General features: G+C 36.3%; 12 protein-coding genes. 10 read left to right on the top strand and 2 right to left on the bottom strand.

Features of this window, described 5'->3' with window-relative positions; translation table 11 throughout:
* Window positions 1-27: 27 nt before the first annotated feature.
* Entirely contained in the window at window positions 28-2,127 is a 2,100-nt protein-coding gene (locus AC1RP4_RS06090; RefSeq protein WP_481761760.1) for an L-type lectin-domain containing protein, read from the top strand.
* A gap of 115 nt (window positions 2,128-2,242) precedes the next feature.
* Complete coding sequence (locus tag AC1RP4_RS06085) at window positions 2,243-2,956, top strand: hypothetical protein (RefSeq protein WP_481761759.1); 714 nt, start codon at window positions 2,243-2,245, stop codon at window positions 2,954-2,956.
* A gap of 35 nt (window positions 2,957-2,991) precedes the next feature.
* Here the strand turns inward: AC1RP4_RS06085 and AC1RP4_RS06080 are convergent, their stop codons facing one another.
* Both AC1RP4_RS06080 and AC1RP4_RS06075 read right to left on the bottom strand, forming a co-directional pair.
* The gene (locus AC1RP4_RS06080; RefSeq protein ID WP_481761758.1) at window positions 2,992-3,825 is read right to left on the bottom strand and encodes an undecaprenyl-diphosphate phosphatase; all 834 of its coding nucleotides are present in this window, start codon (window positions 3,823-3,825) and stop codon (window positions 2,992-2,994) included.
* A gap of 140 nt (window positions 3,826-3,965) precedes the next feature.
* On the bottom strand, window positions 3,966-5,405 hold the full coding sequence (locus AC1RP4_RS06075; RefSeq protein WP_481761757.1) for an amino acid permease: 1,440 nt from the start codon (window positions 5,403-5,405) through the stop codon (window positions 3,966-3,968).
* A 256-nt stretch (window positions 5,406-5,661) separates the two neighbouring features.
* Between AC1RP4_RS06075 and AC1RP4_RS06070 the strand changes: the two genes are divergently transcribed.
* From AC1RP4_RS06070 to AC1RP4_RS06035, 8 genes are all read left to right on the top strand, one after another.
* Window positions 5,662-7,218, top strand: coding sequence for a hypothetical protein (locus tag AC1RP4_RS06070; RefSeq protein ID WP_481761756.1), 1,557 nt, complete (start codon window positions 5,662-5,664; stop codon window positions 7,216-7,218).
* Between the two features lie 200 nt (window positions 7,219-7,418).
* On the top strand, window positions 7,419-8,051 hold the full coding sequence (locus tag AC1RP4_RS06065; protein ID WP_481761755.1) for a WxL domain-containing protein: 633 nt from the start codon (window positions 7,419-7,421) through the stop codon (window positions 8,049-8,051).
* Window positions 8,052-8,100: 49 nt separating this feature from the next.
* A complete protein-coding gene (locus AC1RP4_RS06060; protein ID WP_481761754.1) occupies window positions 8,101-8,817 on the top strand; it encodes a WxL domain-containing protein in 717 nt (238 codons plus the stop codon).
* 30 nt (window positions 8,818-8,847) lie between these two features.
* The gene (locus tag AC1RP4_RS06055; RefSeq protein ID WP_481761753.1) at window positions 8,848-9,525 is read left to right on the top strand and encodes a WxL domain-containing protein; all 678 of its coding nucleotides are present in this window, start codon (window positions 8,848-8,850) and stop codon (window positions 9,523-9,525) included.
* Between the two features lie 41 nt (window positions 9,526-9,566).
* Complete coding sequence (locus tag AC1RP4_RS06050; protein WP_481761752.1) at window positions 9,567-10,238, top strand: WxL domain-containing protein; 672 nt, start codon at window positions 9,567-9,569, stop codon at window positions 10,236-10,238.
* 93 nt (window positions 10,239-10,331) lie between these two features.
* Window positions 10,332-10,673, top strand: a complete 342-nt coding sequence (locus tag AC1RP4_RS06045; protein WP_481761751.1) for an LPXTG cell wall anchor domain-containing protein — start codon at window positions 10,332-10,334, stop codon at window positions 10,671-10,673.
* 134 nt (window positions 10,674-10,807) lie between these two features.
* On the top strand, window positions 10,808-11,410 hold the full coding sequence (locus tag AC1RP4_RS06040; RefSeq protein ID WP_481761750.1) for a pentapeptide repeat-containing protein: 603 nt from the start codon (window positions 10,808-10,810) through the stop codon (window positions 11,408-11,410).
* A 213-nt stretch (window positions 11,411-11,623) separates the two neighbouring features.
* The gene (locus tag AC1RP4_RS06035; protein ID WP_481761749.1) at window positions 11,624-14,059 is read left to right on the top strand and encodes a hypothetical protein; all 2,436 of its coding nucleotides are present in this window, start codon (window positions 11,624-11,626) and stop codon (window positions 14,057-14,059) included.
* The last annotated feature ends 41 nt before the right edge of the window (window positions 14,060-14,100 follow it).

Raw genomic sequence — 14,100 nt, 5'->3', positions numbered from 1 at the left:
TTCAAATGTCCGGGGGGAGATAGGATTATGACAATATTACGGCTGAAAGCTGTACTTTTTACAGGTGTGTTAGTGACATTAGGGCTTAGCTCTACAGGTGTTAATGCTGATGATTATTCTAACGCAGTGGCATCGGCACCAGACGCATTAGTATCAAATGGACTTTTGACACCTGGAACAACAGGAACACAAAATAATGCAAAAATTGTAACATTCGATGCTAGTGGTAATGTTGTTTCTGAAACAGCAGATAACGCAGATAAATCAATTATAAAAATTACGGATGCAACTAACCAAGTGGGATCTGCCTGGTCTACAGCAAACAATAAATTTAATCTTAATAAAAATAATAAAATGTCAATGTGGATGTATTTCGGTAATCAGGGTGCTAATTCTGGTGATGGGATGGCTTTTGTTTTACAAAATGATAGCCGTGGTCTCAGTGCTATTTCTGGTGGAGGCGAATCATTAGGTGTTTGGGGTGTTGATAAAGGTGGATCAGAATCTACCGTTGCAGGAACAGCTATTAAAAATTCATGGGCGTTAGAATTTGATACACATAAAAATAGTGAGGCAAGCAAGGGTAACGGATTTGATAATTTAAACACTATCCAAGACAATCATCTGGCAAGCAATTATCCTAATCAAAGGGCTACTTATGAACAAAATGGTTTTTTAAGTAAGTATAATAAATTAACTCATGATGGACTACTTGCTGTCGCTGACTTATCTAATGGAAGATGGTGGCATGTGTCAATTGATTATAAATCAACGTCTACAACTGCCGGCTCAATGACCTATACTATTGGAGATAAAGTCCCCGGTACGGGTGATGTATTAGGTGGTGGTCTTGCAAAGACAGTTCCAATTGATAAAAGTAAATTTGCGAGCACTGATGGTCAAGTGACTTGGGGATTTACGGGCGCAACAGGCGGTAACTGGGAAACAAATTTAGTGATGTTTGAAGAAATATCTGATTTAGTTTCTGTTACGGCGACGCAAAAAGTGACAGATACTACCCAGAACAATAAGGACATTACCGCATCAGGAATTGCTAACAGCGGGGATAAACTTAATCTTCAAACAACTTTGAAATACAATGATGGAAAGCAAGATTGGAAAAAAATCGTTGCTTCGTTAAAAACGCCTAATGCTGTGACGTTAGACAAAGAAGGTATCATTAAATACGCCGATGGAACAACGCAAACATTTGATACAACAACTAAAGATGGTGTCATTACATCAAGTCTAAATAAAAACTTATCAAAAAGTAATGATACAGCAACGATCAGTATGAATGGGACAGCTAAAATTGTTGCTACAGATACCAAAGTAACAAGTCCAATTAGTACATTTAATGGTCAAAATACGATAGTAAGATCTCAGCTAGCTACGTTTACCATTAAGGCATTAAAGCAGAAGATGACACTTTCAGGATTGCTTGATAAAACAATTGATAGTGGTCAGTCGATTAAAGTTACGAGTAACGTTAAAACAGATACACTAATGGAAAATGATAACGTTACGATAACAACGATGCTGAATGGTAAAGCCTTTAGTGATAAATCAATGCTATTCAATAAGTTGGGTAGCATTGACTACGCTGAAGTGCTGCCTGCAGATAAGTTAAACGTTGGAAAAAATACTTATACGGTAAGTGTTGAAGATCAATATGGTAATTCAGTAACGGGTCAAGAAATTATCACTGTTAATGATCCAGGTGTTTTAGAAATAGCATCGGTAACGGGTGCATTAAATTTTGGACAAAGTGATATTCCAATACCCAACGAAGAAACAACCTATAGCCCTGTAGAAGAATTAAGTATACAGGTAGTTGCATCGGTACCAGGTACATGGAATTTAAAGCTGACTGGAACTGATGTTGTTGGAGCCAGCGGCACTGTGCTAAAAGATGCATTAATTTACAAAGAAAAAGCGACAGATATTGGGACACCTTTAAAAGACCATTCGATAGATATTGCGGGTGGGAACTCATCTCCTAACCAGATAACTAAAACGTGGGCAAAAGATACGGGAATTCTATTGCGTGTTAAACCTAGCGAGGTTAGAAGTGAAGAATATGATGCTTCAGTGCAATGGAATTTGAGTAATGTACCAACTAAATAAGTAGTATTAGTGAAAAAGGATAACAAAAGTTATCCTTTTTTTATTTATGTTTTGCAATTATTGCCATCTAGGATATTATGGACTATGTAGAGAGAATACGGAGGATAGATAACTAATGAAAATGACCGTTGAACAATTCATGTCCGCTATTGAGTTAGAGGCGTACACAAAGATTTTTTATACTGCCACACCAGAAGATGTCCAAGCGATTGGTGTACCAGAATTATTCGCTAAGTGTTATGCTGATTTAGAAAACAATGTACGGGATGGTAAGCTTGTAGAAGTTCAATTGATGATTGAATATCCTGAAGGTACCGCAATTTTTACACTTGAAGCAAATATCCTTAATTTACCATACAAATATTATAAAAAGTTACCCAGCTTCTTTAATGAAGTAACAGATGAAGCAGAAGTTAATGTCTATCTGATTGTTGAGTCACCAATTCTGAACGCATCTAAATTAAGAATCGATGAAATTACATCTGTGACTAATTATTTAGAAAACCCCAGTGATCATAATATGACAAGCACAACTATGATTGCTGAAAAGATAGCTTTCCTTGAAAATCCACCTATTATTGAAGAAAAAGAACCAGTTGTCGTTGAAAAGAAAAAGAAAGCTCCAGCTAAGAAAAAACCAGCTGTTAAAAAGAAACCAGCAGTTAAAAAGACGACGGCTACAAAAAAAGCGACAACAAAGAAAAAAACGACAACTGTAAAGGCGGCAGCCAAGAAAAAGCCCGTGGCCAAAAAGGTACCCGCTAAAAAGAAACCGGCTGTAAAGAAAGTAACTACTAAGAAAAAAGCACCAGCCAAGAAAACTAAATAAAAAAACGCCGATATTATCGGCGTTTTTTTGTCTAATTATTTAATGAAGAAATAGTAAACGAGTAGCAAGGCACCTAAAATAATACGGTACCAACCAAATGGTTTGAAATCTTTCGACTTGATGTAACCCATCAAGAATTTGATTGCAACAATTGAAACTAAGAATGCGACTACACAACCAAGTAATAAGACGGCTGTTTGATCACCGGTAAAGCTATAACCATTATGGAAGTATTTAACTAATTTGAGTAGACTGGCACCGAACATAACTGGAATTGATAAGAAAAATGAAAATTCAGCAGCAATGAATCGAGAAGTCCCTAATAAAATGGCACCTAAAATAGTTGCACCAGAACGTGATGTTCCGGGAATTAAAGCAAGAACTTGGAAAACACCGATTAGTAACGCTGTTTTGTAAGTAACTTGATTGAATGATGTAATAGAAGGAACAGCATCGGCTTTTTTGTTTTCAATAATAATGAATAAAACACCATAAATAATTAACATTAAGGCAACAACTGGGAAATTATATAATTTCGCATTTAACCAGTCATCAGCAACTAACCCAATCACAGCAGCTGGAAGTACAGCTACAATGACTTTACTCCATAGAGACCACGTATCTCTTTTTTCTAATTGCGATTTTTTTGGAGAAAAAGGATTTAATTTATGGAAATACAACACACAAACTGCTAGGATAGCGCCCAGTTGGATAACAACGAAGAACATTTCCATGAAAGCAGCATTTTCTTTTAGTTGTAAAAATTCGTCAACTAAAATCATATGTCCCGTTGAACTAATAGGAAGCCATTCTGTAATTCCTTCGACAACTCCCAAAATAATAACTTTTAACATAACAATAATATTCATACAAATAGATTCCTTCCAAAATTTTATTTAACTGCTCTAGTATACCTAATATGAAAATTAAAAACCATAAAATTAAATAAACCTTATGCTTTTAGGCATAAGGTTTATTTGTGAATATAAGATTTTAGTTAAGATTAATTTTATAGGGCTTTTTTGTTACCGCGACGTGCAATTGCAGGGAGGATTAAACCTAATGCAACTAAGACAAGTGGTGTGACAATATTAAGTGTTAATTGGAACAAGTAGTTAGAAGGGCTATCTGAGTAGTTTAATTTAGGAACAACTCCTAGGATACAAGCGAATGCAGTGAATAAGAAACACCAAGCACCAACAATGTAACCAACGACAGGATTCTTAACAAACTTGTAACCGGCTTTGAAATTCTTCAATTGTTTGTTTAATAGCATGTAAGCGAAGAATACCCAGAGATAACGCATAGGCATGACAACCGCATTTAGGTTCAATAACCATTTGTATAATGCGTTCATGTTACCAATCCCGATTGCAGGAATGATAATTAAAATACTAACTAAAACACCAGTCATGGCATAACCATTAACGGGAGTTCCTTTTTTATTAAGTTTTGACAAGCTTTTAGGAATGAAGTTTGGATCAGCATCACCTAAAAGAATTTTTAATGGTGCATCAATTGAGAAAGCAAGCGCTGAAATTTGAGCCATCGCATTGGCAATTGCGTATAGAATCATGAATAAATTACCTACGTGATAGAAACTACCAAGACGTAAGAAACCTTCGTAAGGACCATTTGTGATTAAATCATCAGGGATGTTAGTTCCGTTAAATAAGAATCCCATAGCGAACGAACCTAAAATAGCACAGATGGCAACCATTGCGGCCAATGCTAACATTCCTTTTGGAAATTCTTTAGCTGAGTTTTTTGTTTTATTAACATAGGGAGAAATCTTTTCAGCACCACCAACAGCGAAAACTAACATTGAAATCGTTGTGAAGTAGGCGAAGTTAAAGTTAGGTAGATATGATTTAATGGCACCCATATCAGGTGTTTGAATTTTAGCATGCGTCATGAATGGCGCTGAAACTGCCAACAAGATGAATAATAATGACATAACGAACATTGCTGTTCCGGCAACACTACCAATTCGACTTAAAGTAGCAAGTCCCTTTGAGGCAATCCATAAGAAGAAAATGAAAATGACTAAGCCCATAAGTGAAACGGTCATAGCAGAAGTTTCATTAACGAAATTTCCGTTACCTTTGAATAACCAACTAAAGGCAATTAAAATACCTTGTGGTTTTTGTGCTAGGTAAGGAATATGTACGACCCAATAAGTCCAAGCTGCATAGTAGGCAAGTCTCTTGGTTGAAGTTTCTTTCACCCATGAAGACACACCACCGCTGGCATCTTTAAATGTTGAGCCTAATTGACCAACAATTAAAGTATAAGGAACAAAGTAAAAAATCATGATTAAAATCCAAGATGTAATAACAGTGAGTCCTTGGTTAGCAAAGTTGTTAAAGACATTTGCAAGTCCCCAAACGGAAACGAATGCAATTAAAGCAACGTTATACCAACGTAATGTTTTTTCTGATTCTAGCAAAATAATAGCCTCCATATGGATAAAATATTTTATGATACTGGTGCAGTGATAGCTATGGTTAAGTATAAAGAAAAATGAAATAAAGTACAATCAAATTTTGTGATACATACTATAAGAAGTAAATATAATTATGATTAAAATGTCAAAAAAACACATCTAGGTCGCAAATGTTGAATGTTGTCTACCGAATATAGATGATATTATAACGGTAATTGGTTAACGACATAAACTAAAAAGAGAATCCTGGGGGATTATTATGAAACCAAAAAATAGAATTGTGATAGGTAGTTTGTGTGCGATGATGTTGTTCGGGGGAACAGCGTTGAATGAAACTATATCAGCAAGTGAACAAGAAGAAGCAACTAGTTCAAGTATTGCGACTATAAAAGAGCAAACTTTAGAAAATGTATTAAGTGAATCAACAGAATCAAATAAGGCAGATTCTAGTAGCTCAAGTAGTAGTGTATCTGATGAAAAAATAGATTCAGAAGTTGATACGACAAATGCAACAAGTTCAGAATCAGCGTCGTCTACACTATCTAGTGAAAAACTAGATAGTCAAAAAGACGAAAAGAAACAAGTAGAACAGGCTAAAAAACAAAGTAGCACAACACGTACGTTATTTGATGATTATAAAAATGCAGAGATTGTAGGGATGTTTCTGGGTGGAAGTAAAAAAACGATTAGCATTGACGATGTACTTAGCAAAGAATCAACAATAATGCCTGCAGATGCAGCGTTAGCTGACCTATTTTATAGTCAGGATGATGCGGGTAATGGAAATAGCGTTGATGGCTCAGGAACACCAGAAGGATCACCTGGGTACTATCCTGCCGTATCTTTAGATAACTACGTATTCAATGTGCAAGTAACCAAACCAGATAGTACGGCAACAATTTACGCACCTTTTCATCCAACATCGTATGATCCAATAGAAACACTCATGCAAGCACCAGTTACAATTAAAAATTCTGATCTAGCAATTGGGGAAAATAAAGTTGAGCTTACAGCTACAAGAGTAATAGGTGGGGGAACTAGTTTTCCAACTAAGGGAACTATCATTGTAACCATACCAAATCCTAAGATTAAAGTAGATGCAATTGCAGGCGATAAATTAGACAGTACGACTAATACGGATATCCCAGTAGTTGATGTCGCAAGTACTGAGTACCCAGTGAGCTACACGGTGAATAGTGATCATGCAACGACCTTAACAACTCAAATTACAGATTCTTATGGTGATGTAGCACACACCAGTCAATATAAGGAGGAGTACGATAATAGTAAAACGCTAGGTAAAGATCATACTAATACGATTAAGATGACCGACTTGACGGTTAAACAACATACAATAACCGTCACAACAACGGATGATCAAGGTAATGCGACTGTTAAAAAATTCATCCTTAATGTTAAAAAACCAACTAAAACGTTAAAAATTAATAGCATTAATAATTTAAATTATGGAGATAAAATTAAAATACCAAATGAAAAAACCAATTTAACACCATTAATTGGTCTTAATGTGGACCTTTCAGCTGTGGATGCCGGTAACTGGGTGTTGACTGTAAAATCAACAGGATTAACTGATGATCCAGATGCTTTGGTCTTTAAAAGTGATGCCAATGCTACAGAGCAAATCATTAATGATGCTGGCATAACCGTTTTATCAGGTAATGGTGTAAATGATACAGGAAAGGAGTTTAACGATGATGGAACCGGTATTTTGTTAAAGGCAGATCCATCAAAGCTTAGAGCAACTGCCTATAAAGCAGACTTGAATTGGACATTATCAAGTGTCCCAGTAAAATAACGTCAAAAAATGACACCTAACACGTAAATGTTGGTCGTTTTAAATGAAATAATTTTGGTATTATAATTTTATAGAAAAGAATAACTAAATAAGAATTAAGTAATTATGACTGTCAAAAGAAAACACTTAACCATGAAATATTGACCGTTTTTAGGTCAAATATCGACTATAGTGAGTGTATACGAAAAATGGGGGAAACAATGATGAAAAAAACTTTATTAACAACAGTAATGATTAGTGGTGTGGTATTAGGTTTCGGAACAATAAGTAAGGTATCTGCAGCAGATACTGCTACATCAAAAGATACAACGGCAAGTGCCACGTTTACAGCTGGCGGAATAGATCCAACAGATCCTAATAGTGCATCATTGTCAATTACAAATGTCACAAGTAAAGTTGATTTTGGTAAAGAAGCAATTTCTGCAGCGAATACTACATTAAATTCAAATAGTGGTATTAATGTAAGTGTTAGTGATCTTCGTGGAACATTTGTTGGTTGGAGCGTTAAGGTTAGTGGTACACCATTTATGAGTGTTGTAGATACTGTTGCTGATCCTACAGCTAAATCTGTAGAACTAGAAGGTGCTACATTGTCACTCCCTGATGGTACTGCATCGAATAATATTGGTGACGTACCTGAGGTAACAGCAACAGCTACAGGCAACGTCTTAGATGGTGGTGCAACAATTAGTGCACCTGTTGACAAAGGTGCAGGGGAAACTACAACAAGTTATGCACAAAAGGGTATTAACTTAGGGGTTGTTGGTGGTACAGCACATGCTGCTGCATACTCAACAACATTAACTTGGACATTGACTGACGCTCCTGCTTAATTAGGTTAGAGTCGGGTGAAATATTAAAAAAATTTGGGGGAAATATATTATGAAAAAAAGTTTAACAAGTTCATTATTAGCAACAACAATTTTAGGTGCAGGTTTAGCAGTATCAAGTAACGTAAATGCTGCAGATACTGTCTTACCAGATAGTGCAACAACTGACGGTTCAGTAACATTTACACCAGGTACAGATCCAACAGACCCAGTTGACCCAACAGACCCAGTTGACCCAACAGATCCTGGTGATGGTGGTGGCGGTGAAACAGGACATGCTGGTCCTTTAGCAATTGTATATGCAACAAAGGCTGTAACATTTGGGATTCCAAAAGATGATGGAACTGGTTCTGTTAGCACTACTGTACCTGTTTCAGCAAGTAAACAAGACCTTAAAGGTAGTAACTTTATTTCTCTTCAAGTTGCCGATACTCGAGGAACAGATGCTGGTTGGACATTATCAGTTAAAGCAGATCAATTCAAAAGTACAAAGTCTGGCGAATTAGCTGGAGCTGTCTTAGCTTTAGGTAAAGGTGATAATACCTTAATTGGTACCGGTGCTACACCAACACCTGCATCAGCTGCTGCAGTTGCAGCGGTTACTGATGGTGGAACTGTCTTATCAGCTAAAACAGGCGAAGGTGCTGGTTTAAATGCAGATAAGATTCGTGCAGACAACATGACTTTGACAATTCCTGCAGGTTCAGCTAAAGCTGATACTTATGCAACAACGTTAAACTGGAGTCTTTCAGACGTACCAGCTGTTTAAATTAAATAACAAATTCGGGGGAAATAAATTATGAAAAACGTATTAACAAGTGCATTATTATCAGCAACAATCTTAGGTGCAGGCTTAGCAGTATCAGGTAGCGTAAACGCTGCTGATATGACACCTGCAACAACAACAACTGGTGTTCAATTTAAAGCTGGCGATGAAGGACAAGTTATCCCTCCAGTTGACCCAACAGATCCAACAAAACCAACAGAACCTGGGGATAACGGTAATACTGGTAACAGTGGTAATCTTGCTATTATCTATGCTACTAAAGCAATTAGTTTTGGTACTGAAAATGAAATTACGGCAAATACGGTTAACTTAACGTCTGATACAGATGTTGCAGTTGAAGTTGGTGATGTTCGTGGAACAAATGCTGGTTGGACTTTATCAGTAAGTTCTAAGCAATTAGCTAACGCTGATGAATCAGAAAAACTTGGCGGCGCTGCAATTAGTTTAGGCGCAGGTGCTGTTTCAGTTGGTAATGGTTCTACAGCTAACCATGCAGTGTCATCAGCAATTGCTGATACAACAACTTCTGGGGTTGTTCTTGGTGCTACAGCAGACGCTGGTGCAGGTATTAACGTTGATAACATTAAAAAAGAAAATGTTAAATTAACAATTCCAGCTGGCGTTGCTAAAGCAGATATCGCGTATGCTTCAACGTTAACATGGACTTTATCAGATACACCAGCTGTTTAATTATTTACAATAAAAAAGATAGAATTATGGGGGATTAGATTATGAAAAAAGGTTTAACAAGTGCATTATTAGCAGCAACAATTTTAGGTGCAGGTTTAGCAGTTTCAAGTCATGTAAATGCAGCAACACTTGCTCAAGGTGCATCAACTGATGCTAGTGTTTCGTTTAAGGCTGGCGATGAAGGACAAGTAATCCCTCCAGTTAACCCAACAAACCCAACAGACCCAACAGATCCTGGTGATGGTGGTGGAACTGGTAATAGTGGTAACCTTGCTATTGTCTACGCTACAAAAACAGTAGACTTTGGTTCAGATATTGAAATTCCTACAAAAGCATTGACTGTTAAATCAGCAAAAGATCTTGCTATTGAAGTTGGGGATGTTCGTGGAACAAATGCTGGTTGGGCACTTTCTGTTCAAGCTGACCAATTTAAGAGTGGTAGTGATGAATTAACTGGTGCTGTTCTTTCAACAGGCAAAGGTAAAGTAGTTGTTGCTGAAGCAACAACTGGAACAACTACAGCTGTTTCAAATGCTGTTACAGATTTAACAACAGCTGGCGTTGCTTTAAATGCTGTTAAAGATACTGGTAGTGGTGTTACTGTTGATACACTTGCAGCTGGAGACATTTCATTAACTGTCCCTGCTGGTGTTGCTAAAGCAGAAGCTTACTCAACAAAAATGAACTGGACACTTTCTGACGTACCTGCTTAAATAAGTTGTTTAAAAAGCATTATATGGTGGCAATCACTATATAATGCTTTTTAACAAGAATCTTTAAAGTATTCCTTGGGGGAGGTTAGTCTCATGAAGAAAAAGATTATGATTATAGCAATGTTACTTTTGGGAGTTGTCATGCTGAATACTAATCAAATGGTTAGTGCGGCAACAACCGAAGCCGGTTCTACGAATGTGACTATCGGTTTTAAAGAGAATACCAAAGTGACACAACCAACTAGTGTACCTGAAAGAAAAACGACTGTTAATCCTGAAAAAGACATAAAAGGCTCAGTATCATCTGTAGGTGGTATTTTACCACAGACAAATGAAGAAAAATCTGTGATGGTTGTCTTAGTAGGATTCGTTCTAATATTAGGAGCACTACTATTATTCTTTATTAAAAAGGATAAAAAAGAAAATAAAGGTTAAAGAAAAGATAAATCAGAATAATCTGATTTATCTTTTTTATTATCTTCTAACTAAAAAAGGTCTTAAGTATTTGTGAATAAATATGTTAAAATTTATAAATAGCGTTTTAAGTAAACATTTAGGAGTGAATTATTTTGGATAATCAAGTTGTTGAAGGACAAACCATTTCATTTGATGATATTAGATATGGATTAACTTACCATAATTGTACGATTGAGGCTTCTTTTGAGACAGTACGAGTTGATTCAGTCACTTTTGATCATTGTACCTTTGAACAAACTGACTTTGTGCGTAGCGAATGGTTAGATACTGTAATTGATCATTGTGAGTTTTTGAACGCAGAATTTAATGAAAGTTATTTTTTTAGAACTGAAATTAAAAGCTGTCGGATGATGGGGTGTGACTTTTCTAATCGTACTGTTTTTAAAGAAACGACATTTAGAGATTGTCAGTTAAGCTATTCTAATTTTAGTGTCGCTAATTTCCAAGAAGTTGAATTTAGACGTTGTGATTTAAAAGAAACCAGTTTTCAAGCGGTTGAAATCAAGAAGAAATTAACATTCCCTGAAAGTAATATTGAAGGTTGCGATTTTATTGAGACCAACATGAAGTCTGTGGATTTCTCTGAGAGTGAATTTGAAACAGTTATACTGGATCCTAAGCTGGTTCGTGGATTAACGATTAATGCTTACCAGGCAACAATTTTAGTTGCTTTATTAGGTATTAAATTGAAGTGAGCTTACAATATTGTAAGCTTACTTTTTTATTTAATGATACATTATAGCTGACGAATACTGGTATACCAATTGGCATACAGGATTAAATAACTATTACCTGAAAAGGACCCTAAAACCATCAAATAATGAGCGTTTATAAGAAATTTATGGATAATATTAATTCTATTTAAGCGTATACTATAAGTAATAAAGATAGAGAATGGGGTGCGGGTTATGGGGATTAATCATAAAAAAATAAATTTATTAGTGTTTGTTTTAGCGGCGACTTTCTTAGCTACTTTTTCAAGTGTGTCGGCAGAAACAGATTATAATTATGCAATACAGACCGCGCCAAGTGGGATCACTTTGAATGGTATATTTCAACGCGGAACTGGGGCTGGTGTATCTGAAGTTAGTAAAACAGTTAATTTAACGTCTGGAAATGTCATAACAACGGATGCAAATGCTGCTACAAAATCGGTCGTAACAATTACTGATAATAAAGATCAAAAGGCAGCTGTTTGGTCAACTGATGGTAATACATTCGATTTGAACAAAGATTCAACAGCGTCAATGTGGGTATATCTTGGTAATGGAGGCGCTGCAGCCGGAGATGGTATGGCATTAGTATTACAAAATGATGCTAAAGGAAATGCAGCTATTTCAACTGGTAGTGGTGAAACATTAGGTGTTTGGGCTAATGATATACTACCTGAGGGTATTTTTGGAACAACATCAGGTTATAGTGATGTTTCGAAACTAGTTAAAACAGGGATACAAAACAGTTGGGCGTTAGAGTTCGATACCTTTAATAATGGGGGTCAAACTTCCGGGAATAGCTTTGATTATACTGCTGTCACAGGTAATCACATAGCTAGTGGTTATCCTGCAGATACTAATAGTTATACACGGGATAGTAAAGACTCGGGTTTTTTTCCAATACACACCGCCTATTTTTACTATCAAAATCACCTTGGGTTAATTGATTACGGAGCAAATCTATCTAACGCGTTATGGCATCATTTGACGTTGAAATATTCTGCTGGAACGAGTACAACAGGCTCTATGACTTACACAATTGATGATAAAAATCCAAAAACAAATGTTATGACAACAGGTAAGAGCGCGACTGTGTCAATTGATAAGGCTAAATTCAATTCGAATGGCGCAGTTCGTTGGGGATTTACTGGATCAACGGGTGGTAGTTATGAAACTAACTTGATAATGTTTGAAAAAGTTCCAGGTTTAGTTGATGCAACTGCAACTCAGACAGTAACAGATACAACTCAAAAAAATAAAGATGTTACTAATGATGGTCTAGTACACTCTGGAGATTCATTAGATTTTGTAACAAATTTAAAATATTTAGGTGGTAAACAAGATTGGAAAACAATTAGTGCTGGCTTGAAGGTTCCCAATAATGTGACGTTAAAAACGGGAACAATTACTTATTCAGGGGCAGCAACGGACTCAGAAACCATTGATTTAACAAAGATGTCAAATGGGGCAATTGTTAAGGTCCTTAAGAATGATTTATCAACAGCTAAGTATTCAAGTGCAAAAGTAACACTTACAGGAACTGCTGACAAAGTTGCAGCCGATACAGTTGTTAATAGTCCAGTAAGTGAATTTTCTGGATCTAATGCGGTTATCCAATCAAATGCAGCCAAATTCACAATTGGAGGCACACGAACATTAACGATATCAGGAATTAATGACATCAAGGTTAATCAAAATGAAGCAGCAACTATTGCCGGAACAGTAGTTTCAAGTCTTGGGGGAACTTTCCCAGCAGGAACGACAACTGCAGCAATTAAAGTCAATGGTAGTTACTCAGTATCAGCTAACGTCGGAACAGACGGTAAATTTAGTGTTAGCGTTCCAAGTAGTCAATTAAAGGTTGGTAAAAACCCATATACTGTGATGGCAACTGATCAATATGGGAACCAAACAACGTCATATACGGCTGATATTATTGTGAACTCTAATAAACCAACGTTTACTTTAGATGATAGTGGTACAACAGTGAATGCGCCTTATTCTTTGAGTTACCATGAGTCTGATGATAGTGCAACCATTAAAACGTACTATCAAGAAGGGTCAAATGCACCTGTTTTAATGGAAACATATGATAACGTAAAAGCTGGTCAGGACCATTCTGGAACTTACAAATTACCAGATAACTTAGCAATTGGTAGTCATGTTTTAACTGTTTATGCTGTCGATACAGACGGTAATAAATCTGACGTGAAAACTATTACTGTCGTTGTTTCAGGTAAAATGGGACTAACAACTAACGGTAGTTTAAATTTTGGGACAACTAAAATTCCAGGAAAAACGACAATATTACCTCGTCAAACTGATTTTTCTGTAGCATTAGAAACATCATTACCTGGGACTTGGCAGTTGTCAGTTTCAGCAAGTGATCTTACTTCAGATAGTAATACAATTAAAGATGCGATTGTGTATCGAGCAACAGCCGGAGATAAGGCTCAAGTTTTAGGTTCGGCAAGTCTTGAAATTTTGTCAGGAACATCAACGACAAAAACGACAACCGTACCATGGGACAAAGATGCGGGTGTTTTGGTTAAAGCAGATCCAAGTGAAATCCATCGCGGTTCATATACAGCCCAGGTAAAATGGGTATTAAGTAACACACCACCTGCATAAAAAATAAAGGAGAGACACTAAACTTTTTAGTGTCTCTCCTT

The organism is Dellaglioa sp. CoH-56-MRSF-10, from assembly GCF_056782175.1.
Note: the sequence above shows the minus strand (reverse complement) of the source record. Positions and strands in the feature narration are given on the sequence as shown.